The following is a 20,504-nucleotide window of genomic DNA, read 5'->3' on the forward strand; positions in this document are numbered from 1 at the left end:
GGGGACGGGACATGACTGACGAGAACGAGATCGTCCAGCTCAGGCAGCAGGTCGACGCCCTCGGCGAGCGACTCGCCGCGATGGAGGCCCAACTGGCCGAGGTGCAGCGCCTGGCCGACTACTACCGGGAGAGCCAGCAGGTCGACGAGGAGACCATGATGGTCATCTCGGCGGCCGTGGCCGCTGTGCTCGGCCACAAGGCCAAGGTCAAGCAGATCCAGCTGGCCTCCAGCGTCGGCTGGACCCGCGCCGGTCTCACCGAGGTCCAGGACCACTCCAGGGCGCGGCCGGTGCTCCGGCCCAGCCGGATCACGCTGCACTGACGAGACGACAAGGAACAGACATGAAGTTGAAGGTGACTGTCAACGGAACTGCCTACGACGTCGACGTCGAGGTGGAGCAGAGCCGACCCTCCCTGGGGGACATGGGCGTGATCGGCGCCTACACCGGCCCGGCCCCGACCGCGCCCGTGACCACGACCATGCCCGCCGCCAGCGCCAACCAGATCGTGGCGCCGCTGGCCGGCTCGGTCGCCCGGATCATGGTCGAGGTCGGTGACGAGATCAAGGCCGGCCAGGTCCTGGTCCTGCTCGAGGCGATGAAGATGGAGACTGAGATCACCGCGCCGGCCGACGGCACGGTGGGCGGTGTCCTGGTCGAGGTCGGCGAGGCCGTCCAGGGTGGCCAGGCGCTGATCGCGATGGCCTGAGGGCCCGACCGACGAGGGCCTGACGGCCCACGGCACGTACGAGGTCGCCGTTCCCCCACGGGAGCGGCGGCCTCGTGCCGGTGTGGGAGCGGGCCGGCTCAGGCGCCGGTGCGGTGGATCTTGTGCTGGGCCGGCTGGACCCGGGGCCGAACGACCATCCGGTCGATGTTGACGTGCGCCGGCAGGCCCGCGACGAAGCCGATGCAGGAGGCGATGTCCTCGGCCTCCAGCACCCCCTCGACGCCCTGGTAGACGGACTCGGCGCGCTCCTGGTCGCCCTCGAAGCGGACCAGGGAGAAGTCGGTCCTCACCATGCCCGGGACGATCTCGACCACCCGCAGCGGCTGGTCGTACGTCTCCAGGCGCATCGACTGGGCCATCGAGCGCTCGGCCGCCTTGACGCCGCAGTAGCCGGCCCCGCCCTCGTAGCCGCCGTCGGCCGCCACGGAGGTGACGAAGACGACCTGGCCGCGACCACCCTCGGCGGCCAGCAGCGCCGGGACCAGTGCACGGGTGACGCGGGCCGCGCCGAGGACGTTCATCTCGTACATCTTCTGCCAGTTGTCCAGGTCGGCCTCGGCCACCGGGGCCAGGCCCAGGGCGCCGCCGGCGTTGTTGACCAGCAGTTCGAGGCGGGGGCCGACGGCCTCGGCGAGTGCGGCGACGGACGCGTCGTCGGTGACGTCGCAGACCTGGACGTGGCCGCCGATCTCGTCGGCGACCTCCCGGAGGCGGTCCTCGCGCCGGGCGGCACAGATCACCTCGTAGCCCTGGGAGGCGAGAGCGCGAGCGGTCGCGGCCCCGATGCCGCTGCTGGCACCGGTGACGACAGCGATGGGACGGGCGGACAGTGCTTGTTCACTCATGGTCGAAGTATTCAGAGGTGACGGCCGTCACGGAAGGGCAGGGGGTGCAGGGCGGAACGTCACCACAGGCCGGGGGCGGGTCGGACCGGCGATCCGACGAGCACTAGGCTCAGCACATGACTGCCAAGCTCATCCTGTTGCGCCACGGCGAAAGCGAGTGGAACGCCAAGAACCTCTTCACCGGTTGGGTCGACGTCGACATCAACGAGAAGGGTCTGGGAGAGGCCCAGCGCGGTGGCGAACTGCTCGCCGCCGAGGGGCTGCTGCCCGACCTGCTGTTCACCTCGACCCTGAAGCGTGCGATCCACACCGCAGAGGTCGCGCTGCGCACCTGTGACCGCCACTGGATCCCGGTCGAGCGTTCCTGGCGCCTCAACGAGCGCCACTACGGCGCCCTGCAGGGCAAGAACAAGACCGAGATCCGCGACGAGTTCGGTGAGGACCAGTTCATGGTCTGGCGTCGTTCGTACGACACCCCGCCGCCGCTGCTGGACAAGGACGACAAGTGGTCGCAGTACAACGACCCGCAGTACGCCGACCTGCCCAGCGAGATCCGTCCCCAGACCGAGTGCCTCAAGGACGTCGTCCTGCGGATGCTGCCGTACTGGTACGACCGGATCGTCCCGCAGCTGCGCGCCGGCAGGACCGTCCTGGTCACCGCGCACGGCAACTCGCTGCGCGCGCTGGTCAAGCACCTGGACGGCATCTCCGACGACGCCATCTCCGGGCTCAACATCCCGACCGGCATCCCGCTGCTGTACGAGCTGGACGAGGACATGAAGCCCACCGTCACCGGTGGCCGCTACCTGGATCCCGAGGCCGCCAAGGCGTCGATCGAGGCCGTGAAGAACCAGGGCAAGAAGTAGCACCCCGGACCGGCGTTCCGCCGGTGACGGGACAGGGGGGCGCGGGCCGGTCGGCCTGCGCCCCCAGTGTCTCCGTGGGATCGCGTCATTCGGTGCCGGTGGGCTCCTCGCCGGTGGCGATGTAGATCAGCCGCTGCCCGACCTCGACGGCGTGGTCGGCGATCCGCTCGTAGTAGCGCCCGAGCAGGGCGACATCCACGGCGGCCTCGATGCTGTGGTCCCAGCTCCCGTCCACGAGGGCACGGAACTGCTCGCGCCGGAGCTCGTCCACCTCCTCGTCGTCCCGGGCGAGCCGGCCGGCACCCTCGACGTCGGTGGTGCCGAGCACCGTGGCGGCGTCTGCGACCATCGACTCGGCGAGCGTCGCCATCTGCCGGAAGTTGGCATGCAGCGGCTCGGGCACGGCGCACTCGGGGAAGCGCAGCCGGGCGATCTTGGCCACGTGGGCGGCCAGGTCGCCCATCCGGGTCAGCTCGGTGAGCAGCCGGATCGCCGAGAAGACCATCCGTAGCTCACCGGCGACCGGGGCCTGCCGGGCAAGGGTGGAGAAGCTGCGGCGCTCGGTCTCCTCGGCCAGGTCGTCGATCGCCTTGTCGTTGGAGATGACCTGTTCGGCAAGCTGCAGGTCGGCGGTGAGCAGCGCCGTCGTCGCGTCGTGCAGGGCGATCCGGACCAGCTCGAGCATCCGGACGAGGTCCATCACGATCAGGTGCAATTGCTCGCGATACGTTGCGCGCACGGTCCCGGCCTCCTCCTGCTCCTGCGGGCCGAGGGGGTCCGGCGGCCCTGGCGTCGGTTGCGGCGCGACGAGAGGTCGGCGCTGCTGTCGACGGCCCCGGCGCCACCCGGGCACCGCCACGTAGGGTCTGGCGCCCGAATCGGGGCCGAGCTGTTCGTTCCTGGCCACGGGCCCCCCGATCCCTGTGCGCCTGCCCTCGTGGCAAGCAACTATACCCGCGAGTACCCGGACTCCCCGGACCTTCGGCAGGCACCTGGCGGGAGCCGCCCCTCGGGCGATCCCCCGGCACGTTAGCCACCCCTGGTGTTCCGCCGAGGGGTGGCGGTTGAACGTGGCGTGAACGCTGGGTGAATGGGGGTTTGCGGATTCGGGTGCCCCGGCCCCCGGCCGTATGATCGGCGGTGTGAACCCCTCCCTCGACGTCGTGATCGGGGTCGTGGTCGGCTTCTTGCTGGGCGTGCTGTTCATGTGGGTGCGCCAGCGGAGCAGGCAGGCCGAGGAGGAACGCACCCGCGCCCTGGCGGCCGCGCGCGTGACCGTACGGCCGGAGGTGTCCCGGGTGCTCAACCTGCTGCGCTCCGGGGGCGTGGTGGTCGGTCCCCATGACGAGGTGGTCCAGTCCACCGCGCAGGCCCGTACGCTCGGTGTCGTCCGTGGCTCCCGGGTGGTCGTGCCGGAGGTGCTCGCGCTGATCCGTGACGTACGCCAGGACGGGCACCCGCGCAACATGGAGCTCGACCTCAAGCGCGAGGGCTCCACCAGCCTGCACCTGATGGGACGGGTGGCGCCACTGGACGACCGGAGCCTGCTGGTCCTGGTCGAGGACCGGACTGCCGCCCGTCGTGTCGACGAGACCCGTCGGGACTTCGTCGCCAACGTCTCGCACGAACTGAAGACCCCGATCGGGGCGGTCAGCCTGCTCGCCGAGACCCTGGAGGACGCCGCGGACTCCCCGGAGGACGTCCGCCGCTTCGCCCGCCGGCTGCAGATCGAGGGCCGTCGGCTCACCGACCTGGTCCGCCAGATCATCGACCTCAGCCGGCTGCAGTCCGACGACCCGCTGCTGGCGCAGAAGGACGTCTCGATCGACGAGGTGATCCGGATGGCGGTGGACCGCAACCGGGTCGACGCCGACGACCGCGACGTCGTGCTGACCGCCGGCGGCCGCGGTGGCCTGCACGTGATCGGCGACGAGGCCCAGCTCGCCACCGCGGTCTCCAACCTCGTCGAGAACGCCATCATGTACTCCGAGCGGGGGGCCCGGGTCGCGGTCGCCGCCCGTTCGCTGGTCCTCGGCGAGGAGGAGTTCGTCGACATCAGCGTCTCCGACAACGGGATCGGCATCCCGGAGGAGGAGGTGCAGCGGATCTTCGAGCGTTTCTACCGGGTCGACTACGCCCGCAGCCGCGACAATGGCGGCACCGGACTCGGACTGTCCATCGTCAAGCACATCGCCGCCGCCCACGGGGGCTACGTCCACGTGTGGAGCAAGCCGGGCCAGGGCTCGACCTTCACCGTCCGCATTCCCCAGCACTCCACCCGCGAGGCGGCGCCCGAACCGGGCGCCGGCGGGACCACCACGTACGACCCCGTCGCGGACGCCGCGCGCGGGGACCACCCCCAGGAGGTTGCCGGATGACCCGTGTACTCGTGATCGAGGACGAGGAGTCCTACCGGGAAGCATTGTCCTACATGCTGCGCAAGGAGGGCTTCGACGTCGTCGAGGCCGTCGACGGCACCGAAGGGCTCGCGGAGTTCGACCGCGGCGGTGCCGACATCGTGCTGCTGGACCTGATGATGCCCGGGATCTCCGGCACCGAGGTGTGCCGGCAGCTGCGCCTGCAGAGCTCGGTCCCGGTGATCATGGTCACCGCCCGGGACTCGGAGGTGGACAAGGTGGTCGGGCTGGAGCTCGGCGCCGACGACTACGTCACCAAGCCCTTCTCCCAGCGCGAGCTGCTGGCCCGGATCCGCGCGGTGCTGCGCCGCGGCCAGGAGGTCGAGCTGGTCCCGGACGTCGTCGAGGCGGGCGGGGTCCGGATGGACGTGGAGCGCCACGAGGTCGCCGTGAACGGTGAGTCGGTCCGGCTGGCGCTGAAGGAGTTCGAGCTGCTCGAGATGCTGCTGCGCAACGCCGGCCGGGTGATGACCCGGGGGCAGCTGATCGACCGCGTCTGGGGGGCCGACTACGTCGGGGACACCAAGACCCTGGACGTCCACATCAAGCGGTTGCGCGCCAAGATCGAGGAGGACCCGGCCCATCCGGTCCACCTGGTCACCGTCCGCGGCCTGGGCTACAAGTTCGACGGCTGACGGCCGGCCGGCGGTCGGCCGGTGCAGGAACGCTTCACCCCCGGCCGCCGCAGCGACCGGGGGTGAAGACGTTCTGGGTGAGCCGGACCGGTCCGGCTCAGCGTGCCGGGGTGGCGCTCGCCGACGGCGAGGCCGACGCCGAGGCGGAACCGGAGGCGGCGGAGACCGGGGTCATGGTCGCGAAGTCCGGCTTGGTGCCGTCGACGACCGGCACCCGCGAGGTGACGCGGCCGTTCTTGGCGAAGGTCAGGGTCAGCTCGGCGTCGACGCCCGGGGTGAGCTTGGCGCCGGTGACGGTGATGTTCTGGTCCTGGAGCTGGACCGGCTCCTTGACCACGATCGGCAGCGGCTGGGGCAGGCTCACCGTGAGGGCGCCGCCCTGGTCGCCGTTGGGCTTCAGCGCCTTGCCGTTGGCCGACTGCAGGGTGTCGACCTTGGGGTCGGGGGTGCTGGCCTTGCCCACCTGGTACGCGCTGCTGGAGGGGGAGCCGTAGATGACGCCGGAGAGACGGGCCGAGCCGTCCGGGAAGGCGATGATCATCAGGTTGCGCACCTTGACGTAGCCCGTGCCCTGCGCGACGGGGCCACCGTTGGCCAGGTCGAGGTTGATGCCCTCGGCCTGGGTGTACTGCGTCAGGGTGGCGTGCTTGAAGCCCATCTGGCAGCCGGCAAGGCCGACGAGGGACGCGGCGGCGACGATCACGACGGCGGCGCGCTTGGCACGGAACTTCAAGGTGGGCACGATTCAGGACTCCTCATTGGGCCGGTCAGACTCGGCCACAGAATATCCGCAAAGCGGGTCGGTCGGCACATCGTTCACCGTTCTACGGGTCACGATCGGGCATCCGGCCCGCAGCGCCGGTGTCCGGCAGGCGCCCTCACGTGCCGCGGAGACCCCCGCGAAACCGGCCCGTTCCAGGGATGCATGGTAGGATCGAGGTGCGAAAGGGGTCACGTATGACGTTTGCAGTGGGTGAAACGGTGGTCTATCCCAACCATGGGGCGGCCGTCATCGAAGACTTGGAAACACGCAAGATCAAGGGTGAGGACCAGCTGTACCTGGTCCTCCGTATCGTCGGACAGAATGACCTCGTGGTGCGCGTGCCTGCGTGCAACCTCGACCTGGTCGGTGTCCGGGACGTGGTCGACGCCGATGGGCTGGAGAAGGTGTTCAGCGTCCTCCGTGCCCAGCACGCCGAGGAGCCGGCCAACTGGTCGCGCCGCTACAAGGCAAATCTCGAGAAGCTCCACTCCGGCAACGTGATGAAGGTGGCCGAGGTCGTCCGCGACCTGTGGCGTCGCGGCAACGATCGCGGCCTGTCCGCCGGTGAGAAGCGGATGCTCTCGAAGGCCCGCCAGGTGCTCACCTCCGAGCTGGCGCTCGCCGAGAGCTGTGACGAGGCGCGGGCCGAAGAGCTGCTGGACGAGGTTCTCGCGTCCTGAGGTACGTTCGCATGAAATCGTGGGTGTCATGACATCCTCTGCAAGTCCTGAACCGGTCGTCGCCGTTGTGGTGGCGGCCGGTTCTGGCGTTCGTCTGGGGGCCGGGGCCCCCAAGGCACTCCGGGAGATCGGCGGCCGGGCCCTGGTCGCGCATGCGGTCAATGCCCTCGCCGCCGGCGGGGTGACCCGGGTGGTGGTCGTCTCCCGCCTCGAGCTGGCCGATGACTTCGACCGCGCTCTCGCCGACGCGACGATCCCCTGGACCCTCGTCGGCGGGGGAGCCGAGCGGCAGGACTCGGTGGCCAACGGCCTGGCCGAGGTGGCCCGGGTCGAGCCCGGCGCCCGCCACGTGCTGGTGCACGACGCCGCCCGTCCCTTCGTCCCCGCCACCGTCGTGGCGGCAGTGGTCGACGCGCTGCGCGCCGGTGCCCCGGCGGTCATCCCGGTCACCCCGGTGGTCGACACCATCCGGGCGCTCTCCGGGGGGCCGGGTGCCTCCGCCGTGGTGGACCGGTCCGTGCTGCGCGCGGTGCAGACCCCGCAGGGCTTCGACCTGGCCACCCTCGTACGCGCCCACCAGCACGTACGGTCCGAAGGCCTGGCCGTCACCGACGATGCGATGGCCTGCGAGGCGATCGGCGCCGCGGTGACGCTGGTCGAGGGATCCCGGGACGCCCTGAAGGTGACCGATCCCTTCGACCTGGAGATCGCCGAGGCCGTCTGGCAGCGGCGCCGCCACCTGACCGGAGAGACCCGATGACCACGCTGCGCACCGGCATCGGCACCGACGTGCACCGGTTCGCCGAGGGCGTGCCGATGTGGGTGGCCGGGCTGCACTTCCCGGACGAGGCGTACGGGCTGGAGGGCCACTCGGACGGTGACGTGGCCAGCCACGCCGCCTGCGACGCGCTGCTGTCGGCCGCCGGACTGGGCGACCTCGGCTCCAACTACGGCACCTCCGAGCCGCAGTGGGCAGGCGCCGCCGGGGTCGCGTTCCTGGCCGAGACCGCGCGCCGGGTGACCGCCGCCGGCTGGACCATCGGCAACGTCGCGGTCCAGGTCATCGGCGTACGCCCCCGGATGGCGGCGCGGCGGGCCGAGGCCGAGCGGGTGATGTCGGAGGCCCTGGGCGCCCCGGTCAGCGTGTCCGCCACCACCACCGACGGGCTGGGCTTCACCGGTCGCGGGGAGGGGCTGGCGGCGATCGCCACCGCCCTGCTCGTACGGACCGCCGGGCACTGAGCCCTCAGGGTGACGAGAGGGTAAATTGAGGCACGACTGTGCCGTCAACTCGTCCGAGGAGAACCCAGTGTCAGACATGACTGCAGCTGCCGACCGCGCGTACCGGGAGGCGCTCTCCGTCATCGAGTCCGTCGAACCGCGGATCGCCGCGGCGACCCGGCAGGAGCTCACCGACCAGCGAGGATCGCTGAAGCTGATCGCCTCCGAGAACTACGCCTCCCTGCCGGTGCTGCTGACGATGGGCACCTGGTTCTCCGACAAGTACGCCGAGGGCACGGTGGGGCACCGCTTCTACGCCGGTTGCCAGAACGTCGACACCGTGGAGTCCGTCGCCGCCGAGCACGCCCGCGAGTTGTTCGGCGCCGAGTACGCGTACGTCCAGCCGCACTCCGGCATCGACGCCAACCTGGTCGCCTACTGGGCGATCCTGGCCCACAAGGTCGAGCGCCCCGGCCTGGCCGAGAAGGGCGTCAAGAACGTCAACGACCTGTCCGAGGAGGACTGGGAGACGCTGCGCCACCGCTTCGGTGAGCAGCGGCTGATGGGCATGAGCCTGGACGCCGGCGGCCACCTGACCCACGGCTTCCGCCCCAACATCTCCGGCAAGATGTTCCACCAGCGCTCGTACGGGACCGATCCGACGAGCGGGCTGATCGACTACGACGCGCTGCTGGCCCAGGCCCGCGAGTTCAAGCCGCTGATCCTGGTCGCCGGCTACTCCGCCTACCCGCGCCGGGTGAACTTCGCCAAGATGCGCGAGATCGCCGACGAGGTCGGTGCCGTGCTGATGGTCGACATGGCGCACTTCGCCGGTCTGGTCGCCGGCAAGGTGTTCACGGGCGAGGAGGACCCGGTGCCGTACGCCGACGTCGTCACCACCACCACGCACAAGTCGTTGCGCGGCCCGCGCGGTGGCCTGGTGCTGGCCAAGGAGGAGTACGCCCCCGAGGTCGATCGCGGCTGCCCGATGGTGCTCGGCGGCCCGCTGTCGCACATGATGGCGGCCAAGGCCGTCGCGCTCGCCGAGGCCCGCACCCCCGCCTTCCAGCAGTACGCGCAGAACGTCGCGGACAACGCCAAGGCGCTGGCCGAGGGCCTGCAGAAGCGCGGCGTGAAGCTGGTCACCGGTGGCACCGACAACCACATCGTGCTCGCCGACATCGCCGCCTCGTTCGGCCTGACCGGTCGCCAGGCCGAGTCCGCGCTGGTCGACTCCGGGGTGGTCACCAACCGCAACTCGGTCCCGGCCGACCCGAACGGCGCCTGGTACACCTCCGGCATCCGGCTGGGCACCCCGGCGCTGACCTCGCGCGGCTTCGGTGCCGACGAGTTCGACCGTACGGCCGAGCTGATCGTGGAGGTGCTGTCGAACACCACGGCGGCCGACGCGCCGAAGGGTGGTGCCTCGAAGGCCAAGTACGTGATCGCCGACGGCATCGCCGACCGCGTGCAGGCCGAGGCCGAGGAGCTGCTCGGGAAGTTCCCGTTGTACCCGGGCCTGGAGCTCTGATCGGTGCGGCCTGACGGCCGCTGAGACGTCGTAGGAGAGCCCGGTGACCTTCCCCCCGAAGGTCACCGGGCTCTCGCGTGGGCAAGGGCTCCGGAGCGCGCGCATGCCGTATGACCATGGTCGGGGACGGATGCGAACCTTCACCAGTACCACGGTTCGCAGATATCCTCGTACGCACGTACGAGGCGTATCCGGCCGCAACGGAAACGGTGGAGGAGCAGGCACATGGCGGAGGACAACGGGAACGGACGGAGCCGTGCCCTGGCGGCGGCCATGGACCTGCTGGCGCAGGCGGAGCTGACCGACGTCACCACGTTCATCGGTATGAAGCAGGTCGCGCGGGCGGTCCCGGTGAGCCCCGGCACGATGACCTACTACTTCGGCTCGCGTGAGGTACTCGTCCGGGAAGTGCTCCAGCACGTCCTCGAGCGGTTCGGCACGGAGTGGTCGTACGACGGTGTCGACCGGGCGATGGCGGACCTGGCCCGGGGCGAGGGCGACCTCGCCGGCGTCGCACGATCGCTGGCCCAGCAGGTGGCGCGCCTGGCTCCCGGACCCGATTCGCCCGAGGCCGACGACGGGCAGCGCAGGCTGTTCGCCTCCTTCGGCGTGGCCGAGGCACTGCTGGCCGCCGTGGCGCCGAACGATCCCGTTGCCGCCCAGACCGTCGCCGCCCTCGCGGCACACCAGCGGGAACGGTACGCGGCGCTCACCCAGACCCTGATGGACATCACCGGCCGGGCGTGGCGGCCGGGTGCGGATCCGGACCAGCTCGTCATCGCCACGCAGGCGCTGGTCGAGGGCTTCCTTCGCGTTCGACGGTTCGATCCGGGATCGGCGCCGGTCGCCGTCTTCGCCGACACCCTGCTCCGCCTGTACCTCTCGCTCACCGCGAACGCCGATGACCTGGATGCCGACGCCGTGGATGCCCTGCACGCACGGTTCAGCAAGGAGCCACTGGGGGTCGACCAGAAGGAGTCACTGGCCCGGGCGACAGCGGCCGTCCAGCGCATCTATGCCCGGCACGGGTGGAACGGCCTGACGATCCCGGCCGTGGCCGCCGAACTCGGCGTCGACCGCATCGCGATGGTTCGGATCTTCACCGACCGCCGCGGGCTCGCTGCCGCGGTGTGGGCCCACCGACTGCCCGCCCTCCGTCGGGTGGCCCGGTCGCTCGGCGGGACCGCCCCCGTCGAGGAGGTCGTCCAGATCTTCCTGGAGGAGCTGGTCGAGCTGGCGAGGAGGGACGTGCCCCTGACCGCGGCCCTGCTGGAGGGAGTGTTCAGCGCCACGCTCGAGCGCGCGACGGAGACCTCGACCGAGACCGAGGAAGCGAGCCAGACCGAGGCAGTGCCCGCGCCGGAATCGCTGAACCCGAAGGAGCTGGTGCCGCTGCCCGCCATCCTGGCCCCGCTGCTCGAGGAGCGCGCCGAACAGCTCGCGCTCGACGCCATCCCCGGCGGCCTGTCCGCGTTCGATGCCGCCGCCCTGCTCTGCAACGCCACGCTTCAGCTGTCCTTCACCCGCCCGCAGTGGAATGAGAGCGGGTGGTCGAGGTCATCATGGCGACGACCTTCTGCGGGATGCGGAGGGGGTAGGCAGGAGGTCGTCGGAGCCGGCAGGCCGCGGTGGCCCTCCCCCCAGAGGGCCACCGCGGCGGTTCTGTGGCGGGCTGCTCAGGAGGCGAACAGCACCGATTCGTGGGTGAAGTCCGGGGAGAACTCGACGACGATGTCGGAGGCGTCGGCGACGGAGAAGGCGACCTTGTAGGTGGTCTCGCGGCCGGCGAGGATCTTGGTGCTGGGGCTGCCCTCCATGGCCTTGGCCGAGTCGAAGATCTGGGAAGCCTCGGTGTTGCCCGACTGGGCGGTGATCGAGGCCATGACCGGGTCGAACGGGGCGCTCGTCCCGTTGACGATGGTGATCTGGAAGGAGACCGCCTTCTGGCCGGCGACCGGGCCGAATGCGCTGCTGCTGGGGGTGTATGCCTTGGGAGCGGAGACGGTGACGGAGAGCCCGTCCTCCCAGGTGTAGGCCTTGCCGAACTCGGACGTCCCGTCGGCGGCAGGCTTCTGGGTGGCCGGCGCCTCGCTGGTGGAGGTGGACAGCCCGGCATCGGCGACCTGGGTGGCCGTCGCGGTGGGGCGGTTGTCCCCGGCCGGTGCGCTCTCGACCGGCGTGGCGGCCTGGGTGGTGCAGCCGGTCAGGGCGGCGACGGTGGTGAGGGTGACCAGCAGGCTGGTCCCGGCGAGGCGGATGCGGTTCATTGGGGGCTCCTTGGTCGGGGTGACTGGGTGATCCCATGGTGGAACCCAGAGCCGGAACGCAGACACATTTGGGCTGATAACAGGGGTTATCAGTGATCGACGTCCAATGTGACCCGTTCTGCCCTAGGGTGAGGCCGTACGACCCGGTTGCTCGCGCGAGGAGGTGGAGGGGTGACGCTACGCATGACCCTGCAGGACATCGCCGAGCTCGCCCACGTCCAGCGGCCCGTCGTCAGCATGTGGCGCAAGCGGGGCACCCCCGCCATTGCTTTCCCCGGCGCCCGGCGCGATCCCGACGGCCAGGAGCGCTTCGCGGTCGACGACGTGGTTGCCTACCTGGAGGCCACCGGGCGAGGCAACAACCCCGAGGTGCGCGCGGATGCCGCGGCGTACGCGATGTGGTCGGGAACCGCGGCCGAGCGGGAGGCCACCGCGCAGGCACTGAGTGCCCTGCTCACCCTGCGCAAGCTGGTCGGCCATCCGCTGCAGGACCTCGATGCGGAGGAGATCCTCGACCTGGCGGACGAGGCCGACCCGGACGACGACTTCCTGCTGGCCGAGCTCGAGTCGAGGACCGACCTGGTGCGGGACGCCGCGACCGCCGAGGCTCTGGTGGAGGCTGCCTGGGACGTGGAGCGGGCCCACGCGCGGGTCCTTGACGAGCGGTTCCGCGCCGCGTGGCGCCCGCTCGCCGACTCTGCCGTGAGCCCCTCGGCCCGGGCGCTGGTCCGGGCACTCATCGGTGCGCTCGCCCGCGACCTGGGCGAGGACTGCCCGGTGACGGACCCCACCGGCTGCGGTGCGGACCTGCTGCTGGAGGCGGTCGAGGGGGGAGACCATCCGGTGCTGCTGCGTAGCGGCGAGGGTGACGTCGCCCGCCTGACCCAGCGGCTGCTGGCCCTGGCCGGTCGTCGGTACGGGCTGGTCCGGCCCGGAGAGGCCTGGGCAGGCCTCGAACCCGTCGTCCACCTGCTCACCCTGCCCGCGGCCGACGACCTCGACGCCGCGCCCGACCGCCTGTGGGACCTCGTCGACGAACTCGACCTCCAGCTCGCCCCCGGCCAGCGAGGCCTCGTGCTGGCGCCGGCCGCCCTGCTGACCGATCCGCTGCCCGAGCCGCAGGAGGTACGCCGCGACCAGCTGCTGCGCTCCGGACGCGTCCGGGTGGCGGTGCGCCTGCCCGCCGGGCTGCGGACCAGCCGGCCGCGCGAGCACCTGGCGTTCTGGGTCCTCGCCGATCCGGACACCGACACCCTGGCCGAGCGGCGGACGGGGATCGCCGACCTGGCCGAGCTGGCGCTGGATGCCCCGACCGTGTCTGGCCTGGTGGACGACGTGCTCGCCTGCCTGCACGGCATCGAAGCGGCCCGGCGCCGGTCCTGGGCGCACCTGGCCTGGCTGCCGACCGCCGACCTCGTCGCCCGGCGAGGCTCACTGGTCGCCGGCGTACGCCACAGCACCGTGGTGCCGCGCGGGGTGGCCGACCGGGTGCTGGAGGTGCGTACGGCGCTGGAGGCGGCCGGCCTGGCCGGTCGAGTCAGCGTCGAAGCCGCTCCCGACGAGGCGCGGACGCGTGGCGTCACCCTAGGCGCGGCCCTCGACCGCGGACACCTGCGCCACCTTCCCGGCCAGCGCCTCGAGCTGGCCGACCTGCCGGCCGGTCAACTGGCGGTGGCCGTCCCGGACCAGGCGCGGGGAGGCTGGCAGGTGTACCGCCTCGACCGGTTGACCCTCGCGCTCGGCCGCGACCTGCGGCAGACCGAGCCGGGCGACATCGTGGCGACCGTACGACCCGCCCCCGATGCCTGGGTCGACGAGCAGGGCGGCACGGTCGTGGTGATGCCCGGCTTCATCCTGCGCCCCCGGGCCGGCGGCCCGCTGGGCGCCCACGCGGTCGCCGAGACGATCCGCTCCCAGGACGCCGGTCGTACGCGCTGGCGCGACTGGGTGGTGCCCCAGCCACCAGCCGACCAGCGGGCCGTACTGGAGTCAGTGCTCACCGCTATGAATGAGGAACGCGACGCCCTGCGGCGACGCCTGGCCGGTCTCGACCGTGCGGCCCGGCTGCTCACCGAGACCATCGGCACCGGGCACGCCCGGTTCGTCACCCCCGCACCTGATCTTCCCCCGACCCCGAACGAAGGAGCCTGATATGGCGGCACAACCGCTCATTCCCGTCACACCATCGACGATGAAGGAACTGAAGGACACCCTCTGGAAGGCCGCCGACAAGCTGCGCGGGTCCATGGATGCCAGCCAGTACAAGGACGTCATCCTCGGCCTGGTGTTCCTGAAGTACGTCTCCGACGCCTTCGTCGAGCGCCAGCAGAACATCCGCGCCGAACTCGAGGCCGACGGCGGCTACACCGAGGACGACATCGAGGCCACCCTGGAGGACCGCGACGAGTACACCGGATCCCAGGTGTTCTGGGTGCCCGAGCAGGCCCGCTGGCAGTACCTCGCCGACCGCGCCAAGGGCACCGAGTCCGCCACCATCGGCGAACTGGTCAACGAGGCCATGAAGCTGATCATGGACGACAACCCGGGCCTGTCCGGCACCCTGCCGCGGACCTACAACCGGGAGGGCGTCGACCAGCGCCGCCTCGGTGAGCTGGTCGACCTGTTCAACGGCGCCCAGTTCAGCGGCCAGGGCGCGCACCGGGCCCGGGACCTGCTGGGCGAGGTGTACGAGTACTTCTTGGAGAAATTCGCCCGCGCCGAGGGCAAGCGGGGTGGTGAGTTCTACACCCCGGCCAGCGTGGTGCGGGTACTGGTCGAGGTGCTGGAGCCGAAGAGCGGACGGGTCTACGACCCGTGCTGCGGATCGGGCGGCATGTTCGTCCAGGCTGAGAAGTTCCTCGAGGCGCACGGCCGGGAGGGCTCGGACCTGTCGGTCTACGGCCAGGAGCTGAACGAGCGGACCTGGCGGATGGCCAAGATGAACCTGGCGATCCACGGCATCAACGGCAACCTCGGACCGCGCTGGGGCGACACCTTCGCCCGCGACCTGCACCCGGACCTGCGCGCCGACTACGTGATGGCCAACCCGCCCTTCAACATCAAGGACTGGGCCCGTCGCGAGGACGACGCCCGCTGGCGCTTCGGTGTGCCGCCGGTGAACAACGCGAACTACGCGTGGATGCAACACATCATCTCCAAGCTCGCCCCCGGCGGCAGTGCTGGTGTGGTGATGGCGAACGGCTCGATGTCGTCGAACTCCGGCGGTGAGGGCGACATCCGCGCCCAGCTGGTCGAAGGCGATCTGGTGAGCTGCATGGTCGCGCTGCCCATGCAGCTGTTCCGCTCCACTCCCATTCCGGCATGCCTCTGGTTCTTCGCCATGGACAAGGGCGCAGGCGCCCGTGGGAGTGCGGACCGGCGCGGTGAGGTTCTTTTCATCGATGCGCGGAACCTTGGTCACATGATCGATCGGGCTGAGCGAGCATTGAGCGACGAGGACATCGCCAAGATTGCCGGCACCTATCATGCGTGGCGCGGATCCGCATCAGCAGAGAGGATGGCGTACGAGGACGACCCAGGCTTCTGCAGGTCCGCGACTCTGGCTGAGATCAAGGCCGCCGGATACGAGCTGACGCCGGGTCGGTACGTCGGGAGTGCAGCGGAAGCGGAAGACGGGGAGCCACTTGAGGAGAAGATAGAGCGGCTGACCAACGAACTGTTGGAGCACTTCGAGGAATCCGTCCGCTTAGAACGGGTGGTGCGGGAGCAGTTGGGGAGGATCAAGTGATCTGGCCCATGATGACGCTTGGTGATGTCACGGTCAACTTCGACGTGCGCCGACGACCAGTCAAGAGCGCTGATCGGGTGGCTGGAGAGTTTCCCTATTACGGGGCTTCAGGGGTCGTTGATCATGTGGACGACTACCTATTTGATGGTCGGTACCTGCTAGTCGCTGAAGATGGCGAGAACTTGCGGAGTCGGAGCCTTCCTATCGCCTTTCTTGCTGAAGGAAAATTCTGGGTCAATAATCATGCTCACGTGCTGCAAGGCAATGCCTTGGCAAGGACGGAATATGTATGCTATGTGCTATCGATGGTCAATTTTGGCCAATATATTACTGGATCCACTCAGCCGAAGTTGACGCAGAGATCGCTGCATTCCATTCTCATACCTGTTCCGCCGGTTCGTGAGCAGGTGGCCATTATGGATGTCCTGGGTGCCCTGGATGACAAGATTTCGACGAATCGTGCGGTTGTGGCATCGGCGTGCGCTATGGTTCAGGCGATCTGCCGCACCTCTGCGACGGATGAGGTCGAGTTGGGTGAAGTCGCGCGTTTAATGAAGGCCTCCGTCAAGCCGGCATCCCTTGCTTCTGTTGCGCATTTCAGTCTTCCTGTTTTTGATGGGAATGGTCTTCCTGAGGTGGTGCAAGGTAAATCAATTCTAAGCAATAAGCAGCTCTTGTCTCGCCCGTGTGTGCTTCTTTCAAAGTTGAATCCGCGTATCCCTAGGGTTTGGGATGTTCCGGTGCTCCCGGAGCAACCCGCCTTGGCGTCCACCGAATTCTTGATGCTGGAGCCCAAATCGATTCCGACCGGAGTCTTGTGGGGATTGTTGATTCAGCCCGAGGTTCAGCGTGAACTTGAGGGCTTGGCTCGCGGGACCACTGGATCGCATCAACGGGTGAAGCCTGAAGACGCCATGAGGTTGTCGGTGCCGGATCCAGCTGCGCTTGGCGATCAGGCCATCAGTCTGGTCGATGCTCTGAGCCAGCGGATCTGGCAGGCGAAGCTCGAGTCCCGCACCCTCGCCGCCCTCCGGGACACCCTCCTCCCCGCGCTCATGTCCGGCCGCCTGTCCGTACGTGACGCCGAAGCCGCAGTCTCGGAGGTCGTGTGATGCCCGGCTTCAGCGAAGCCGACTGGGAGCTGATGGCACTGGAGGTCCTCGGCGACCTCGGCTGGGCGCACCTCTCCGGTGCAGACATTGCCCCGGGGAAGGGGGAGCGTACGACCTGGGACGACCCGGTCATCCCCTCGCGGGTCGTCGCGGCTGTCCAGCACCTGAACCCGCAGGTCCCGCAGACGTACCTCAAGCAGGCGGTCACCGAGATCCTCACCCCGCGCTCCCAGGATGCGATCGCGGAGAACAAGCGCCTGCACGAGTACATGGTGAACGGCTACCGCGGCGTCACCTGGACCGACCACGAGGGCGTCGACCAGAACCCGACGATCCGGCTGATCGATCCGCAGCCGGACCGCAACGAGTGGCTGGCCGTCAACCAGGTCACCCTGCGCAACCGGGACCGTACGCGTCGCCTGGACGTCGTGCTCTACTGCAACGGCCTGCCGGTCGCGATCATGGAACTCAAGAACGCGGGCTCGCCCGCCGCTGACCTCCCGATGGCGCACGCCCAGCTCGGGACGTACGTCACCGAGTTCCCGATGGCCTTTCGGGCCTGCGTGATGACGGTGATCAGCGACGGGATCTCGGCCTCGTACGGCACCCCGTTCACCCCGCTGAACCACTACTCGCCGTGGAACGTCGACGACGAGGGCCACCCGGTCCCGCTGGGGGAGGCCGTTCCCGACACCGAGCACGCCACCGCGCTGGAGATCGCGCTCGACGGCCTGTTCAACCTCGAGCGGTTCACCCAGCTGATGCGGCTCTACACCGCGTTCGCCGAGGGGGAGCACGGGCTGAGCAAGCGGATCGCCAAGCCGCACCAGTACTTCGCGGTCGCCAAGGCCATCGGCACCACGATCCAGGCGGTGCGCACCAACGGCAAGGCCGGCGTCGTCTGGCACACCCAGGGCTCGGGCAAGTCGCTGGAGATGGAGCTGTACGCCAACCAGGTCGCCCGGCACCCGCAGCTGCTCAACCCGACCATCGTGGTGATCACCGACCGGACCGAGCTCGACGGGCAGTTGTACGACGGGTTCGCCGCGAGCACGCTGCTGCCGGAGAAGCCGGTCCAGGTCCGCAAGCGCTCCGAGCTGCGTACGGAGCTGTCGGGGCGTACGAGTGGCGGGATCTACTTCACCACGCTGCAGAAGTTCGGTCGCTCGGCCCAAGAGCGCCAGAGCGGCGCCGACCACCCTCTGCTCTCCGATCGCCGCAACATCATCATCATCGTGGACGAGGCGCACCGCAGCCACTACGACGACCTCGACGGCTACGCCCGGCACCTGCACGACGCGGTGCCGAACGCGACCTTCATCGCGTTCACCGGCACCCCGGTCAGCAAGGTCGACCACGACACCCGCGAGGTCTTCGGCGACTACATCGACATCTACGACCTGACCCGTGCCGTCGCCGACGGCGCTATCGTCCCGGTCTACTTCGAACCACGGCTGGTCAAGGTCGGTCTGGCCGAAGGCGTCAGCCAGGAGCAGGTGGATGCGGCCGCCGACGAGGCCACTGCGGGCCTGGACGACGTCGAGCGCGAACGGATCGAGCAATCCGTCGCGGTCATCAACGCCGTCTACGGCGCCCCGGACCGGCTCGCCAAGCTGGCCGCCGACATCGTCGAGCACTGGGAGACCCGCAGCTCCCGGATGCGACCGTTCATCGACGGCCCGGGCAAGGCGATGATCGTGGCCGGCACCCGGCAGATCTGCGCCGACCTGTACGCGCAGATCGTGGCACTGCGCCCGGACTGGCACGACGAGGCGGTCGACAAGGGCCGGATCAAGGTCGTCTATTCCGGTTCGGCCTCCGATCAGCCGCCGGTCAGCGACCATGTCCGCCGCGAATCGCAGAACAAGGTGATCAAGGCCCGGCTCCGCGACCCCGACGACGAGCTCGAGTTGGTCATCGTCAAGGACATGATGCTGACCGGCTACGACTCCCCCCCGCTGCACACCCTCTACCTGGACCGGCCGCTCAAGGGCGCCCTGCTGATGCAGACCCTGGCCCGGATCAACCGCACCTTCCGCGGCAAGGAGGACGGGCTGCTGGTGGCGTACGCCCCGCTGGCCGACAACCTCGCGGCCGCGCTGGCGGAATACACCGCCGAGGACCAGAACACCAGACCGGTCGGCCGTGACGTGTCCGAAGCCGTCGAACTGGCGCGTGCCCTGGTCGGGCAGCTGAACGTCCTGACGTCCGGGTACGACTGGCGGGCGGCGATGCCCGGGCCGAAGGGCTGGATCGTCGCGGCGACCGGCCTGACCGCGTGGCTGCGTTCGCCCCAGACCCCGGGCAACCAGGTGCCGGCGGGGGAGTCGACGCTGGCCGAGCGCTACCGGCTGCTGGCCGGCCAGCTCAGCCGCGCCTGGGCGCTGGCATCGGGCTCGGACACCTTGGCGGACATCAAGGTCGACGTCCAGTTCTACGAGGAAGTCCGGATCTGGATGGCGAAGTTCGACGCCGCTGAGCGCGCCGCGAGCGGTCGGCCGGTGCCGGAGGAGGTCGCCCGCCTCCTGCGCCAGATCGTCGACGAGTCGACCGAAGGTGGGGAGGTCGTCGACATCTACCAGGCCGCGCAGATCAGCCGGCCGAACTTCGACCACCTCTCGCCGCAGCTGCTGGCGCAGGCGAAGGCGTCGTCCCGGTCGCAGCTGGCGATCGAGGCCCTGCGCAACTCGATCCTCGCCGAGGCGGAACGGGTCACCGGGCACAACCTGGTCCGGCAGCGGAACTTCAGCGAACGCCTCACCTCGCTGATGACCCGCTACACCAACTCCCAGCTGACTGCGGCCGAGGTGCTGCAGGAGCTGTACGAGATGAGCAAGGACATCGCCGCCGAGAGCCGACGCGGCGAGCAGTTCCATCCGCCACTGGGCGCCAACGAGCTGTCGCTGTACGACGCCGTCGCCGACAACCAGTCGGCCATGGACGTCCTCGGTCAAGACGTACTCGCCGAGATCGCCCGCGAGTTGGTCCGCATCATGCGCAAGGACACCCGTACGGACTGGACCGTACGAGACGACGTCCGGGCGGCGCTGCGGGCCAAGATCAAGCGGTTGCTGCGGTCGCGGAAGTACCCACCGGACAAGTCGGAGGAGGCGGTCCGGTTGGTGATCGAGCAGATGGAGGTGCTGGCACCGGGGTACGCCGGGCAGTCGGGAGATGTGTCCGACTGATTTTGCACACTGAATGTGTCATCCACGGGTAGATGTTCAGCCCTGGATGAGCGGCAACAGCAGACCCCGATCGTCGGGGTTGGCCAACGGTCGGGGTCCATTACAACTTTGGCGGGTTGTTCGGACACCGTACAGCACTCGGCAGCGAGGCACCCATGAGGGTGAACGCTGCGGAACACGGGTGTGTTGGCCGCCGTCTGGGTGCCGAAGCCCCGAGGAGGGGCAGAGTATGTCGAAGCAACCACAGAACCACGGCCAGCAGTGGTCGGCCCCGGATGACCGGCGCCTAGCGCAACTGGCCGATCAGAACACCCCGACAGGGCTGATCGGCTGGCAGCTGGGCCGCACCGAGGCTGCCGTCCGGTCGCATGCGTCGGACCTCGGCATCAGTCTGGCGCCGACCAACCGGTCGCCGTACGGCAAGGGGAGGTGATCGCCATGAGCGAATCAGAGCGTGAGTATGGCCCGAATCATGGTGCCAACGTCAAAGTCACCTGCCCC

19 protein-coding genes are annotated in these 20,504 nt (G+C 69.4%); 15 read left to right on the plus strand and 4 right to left on the minus strand.

The annotated features are described in order from the left end of the window. Window positions 1-11 precede the first annotated feature (11 nt). Both GA0111570_RS02770 and GA0111570_RS02775 read left to right on the plus strand, forming a co-directional pair. Window positions 12-323: a hypothetical protein gene (locus tag GA0111570_RS02770; protein ID WP_092606153.1), complete on the plus strand. Its 312-nt coding sequence runs from the start codon at window positions 12-14 to the stop codon at window positions 321-323. Window positions 324-343: 20 nt separating this feature from the next. Then, entirely contained in the window at window positions 344-709 is a 366-nt protein-coding gene (locus GA0111570_RS02775) for a biotin/lipoyl-containing protein (protein ID WP_092606155.1), read from the plus strand. 98 nt (window positions 710-807) lie between these two features. Here the strand turns inward: GA0111570_RS02775 and GA0111570_RS02780 are convergent, their stop codons facing one another. Further along, window positions 808-1,575 carry an SDR family NAD(P)-dependent oxidoreductase gene (locus tag GA0111570_RS02780; RefSeq protein ID WP_092606157.1) on the minus strand — a complete coding sequence of 256 codons (768 nt, stop codon included), beginning with the start codon at window positions 1,573-1,575 and terminating at the stop codon, window positions 808-810. A gap of 116 nt (window positions 1,576-1,691) precedes the next feature. On the opposite strand from GA0111570_RS02780, the gene GA0111570_RS02785 reads away from it, so the two are divergent. Further along, on the plus strand, window positions 1,692-2,441 hold the full coding sequence (locus GA0111570_RS02785; RefSeq protein ID WP_092606159.1) for a phosphoglyceromutase: 750 nt from the start codon (window positions 1,692-1,694) through the stop codon (window positions 2,439-2,441). Between the two features lie 85 nt (window positions 2,442-2,526). On the opposite strand, the gene phoU is transcribed toward GA0111570_RS02785, so the two are convergent. Continuing rightward, window positions 2,527-3,180 (minus strand): phosphate signaling complex protein PhoU, encoded by a 654-nt coding sequence (phoU, locus tag GA0111570_RS02790; protein ID WP_092606161.1) that lies wholly within the window; start codon window positions 3,178-3,180, stop codon window positions 2,527-2,529. Window positions 3,181-3,574: 394 nt separating this feature from the next. On the opposite strand from phoU, the gene GA0111570_RS02795 reads away from it, so the two are divergent. Both GA0111570_RS02795 and GA0111570_RS02800 read left to right on the plus strand, forming a co-directional pair. Beyond that, a complete protein-coding gene (locus tag GA0111570_RS02795) occupies window positions 3,575-4,819 on the plus strand; it encodes a sensor histidine kinase (protein WP_425438606.1) in 1,245 nt (414 codons plus the stop codon). Next, complete coding sequence (locus tag GA0111570_RS02800; protein ID WP_092606165.1) at window positions 4,816-5,493, plus strand: response regulator transcription factor; 678 nt, start codon at window positions 4,816-4,818, stop codon at window positions 5,491-5,493. Before GA0111570_RS02795 ends, GA0111570_RS02800 begins: the two co-directional genes overlap by 4 nt. A gap of 97 nt (window positions 5,494-5,590) precedes the next feature. On the opposite strand, the gene GA0111570_RS02805 is transcribed toward GA0111570_RS02800, so the two are convergent. Beyond that, window positions 5,591-6,235, minus strand: a complete 645-nt coding sequence (locus tag GA0111570_RS02805; protein ID WP_092606167.1) for a hypothetical protein — start codon at window positions 6,233-6,235, stop codon at window positions 5,591-5,593. A gap of 215 nt (window positions 6,236-6,450) precedes the next feature. Here GA0111570_RS02805 and GA0111570_RS02810 point away from each other — a divergent pair, with 215 nt between their 5' ends. The 5 genes from GA0111570_RS02810 to GA0111570_RS02830 all read left to right on the plus strand — a co-directional run bounded on the left by GA0111570_RS02810 (window position 6,451) and on the right by GA0111570_RS02830 (window position 11,458). After that, entirely contained in the window at window positions 6,451-6,936 is a 486-nt protein-coding gene (locus GA0111570_RS02810; RefSeq protein ID WP_092606168.1) for a CarD family transcriptional regulator, read from the plus strand. A gap of 28 nt (window positions 6,937-6,964) precedes the next feature. Further along, window positions 6,965-7,696: a 2-C-methyl-D-erythritol 4-phosphate cytidylyltransferase gene (gene ispD, locus GA0111570_RS02815; protein WP_092606170.1), complete on the plus strand. Its 732-nt coding sequence runs from the start codon at window positions 6,965-6,967 to the stop codon at window positions 7,694-7,696. Continuing rightward, a complete protein-coding gene (ispF, locus tag GA0111570_RS02820; protein WP_092606171.1) occupies window positions 7,693-8,178 on the plus strand; it encodes a 2-C-methyl-D-erythritol 2,4-cyclodiphosphate synthase in 486 nt (161 codons plus the stop codon). Before ispD ends, ispF begins: the two co-directional genes overlap by 4 nt. A 67-nt stretch (window positions 8,179-8,245) precedes the next feature. Further along, on the plus strand, window positions 8,246-9,688 hold the full coding sequence (locus GA0111570_RS02825) for a glycine hydroxymethyltransferase (RefSeq protein WP_092606173.1): 1,443 nt from the start codon (window positions 8,246-8,248) through the stop codon (window positions 9,686-9,688). Window positions 9,689-9,913: 225 nt separating this feature from the next. Next, window positions 9,914-11,458, plus strand: coding sequence for a TetR family transcriptional regulator (locus GA0111570_RS02830; RefSeq protein WP_092606175.1), 1,545 nt, complete (start codon window positions 9,914-9,916; stop codon window positions 11,456-11,458). Here GA0111570_RS02830 and GA0111570_RS02835 read toward each other — a convergent pair. Next, window positions 11,365-11,955: a hypothetical protein gene (locus GA0111570_RS02835; protein ID WP_092606177.1), complete on the minus strand. Its 591-nt coding sequence runs from the start codon at window positions 11,953-11,955 to the stop codon at window positions 11,365-11,367. The genes GA0111570_RS02830 and GA0111570_RS02835 overlap by 94 nt on opposite strands. Window positions 11,956-12,126: 171 nt before the next feature. Between GA0111570_RS02835 and GA0111570_RS02840 the strand changes: the two genes are divergently transcribed. The 5 genes from GA0111570_RS02840 to GA0111570_RS02860 all read left to right on the plus strand — a co-directional run bounded on the left by GA0111570_RS02840 (window position 12,127) and on the right by GA0111570_RS02860 (window position 20,436). After that, window positions 12,127-14,106, plus strand: a complete 1,980-nt coding sequence (locus GA0111570_RS02840) for a hypothetical protein (RefSeq protein WP_139283124.1) — start codon at window positions 12,127-12,129, stop codon at window positions 14,104-14,106. 1 nt (window position 14,107) lies between these two features. After that, complete coding sequence (locus GA0111570_RS02845) at window positions 14,108-15,703, plus strand: class I SAM-dependent DNA methyltransferase (RefSeq protein WP_217633994.1); 1,596 nt, start codon at window positions 14,108-14,110, stop codon at window positions 15,701-15,703. Next, window positions 15,700-16,815: a restriction endonuclease subunit S gene (locus GA0111570_RS02850; RefSeq protein ID WP_092606181.1), complete on the plus strand. Its 1,116-nt coding sequence runs from the start codon at window positions 15,700-15,702 to the stop codon at window positions 16,813-16,815. The genes GA0111570_RS02845 and GA0111570_RS02850 overlap by 4 nt, the downstream gene beginning before the upstream one ends. After that, on the plus strand, window positions 16,815-20,003 hold the full coding sequence (locus GA0111570_RS02855; RefSeq protein ID WP_092606183.1) for a type I restriction endonuclease subunit R: 3,189 nt from the start codon (window positions 16,815-16,817) through the stop codon (window positions 20,001-20,003). Before GA0111570_RS02850 ends, GA0111570_RS02855 begins: the two co-directional genes overlap by 1 nt. A gap of 229 nt (window positions 20,004-20,232) precedes the next feature. After that, window positions 20,233-20,436 (plus strand): hypothetical protein, encoded by a 204-nt coding sequence (locus GA0111570_RS02860; protein WP_092606185.1) that lies wholly within the window; start codon window positions 20,233-20,235, stop codon window positions 20,434-20,436. The last annotated feature ends 68 nt before the right edge of the window (window positions 20,437-20,504 follow it).

This window comes from Raineyella antarctica (assembly GCF_900092135.1).
Taxonomy (GTDB): Bacteria; Actinomycetota; Actinomycetes; order Propionibacteriales; family Propionibacteriaceae; genus Raineyella; species Raineyella antarctica.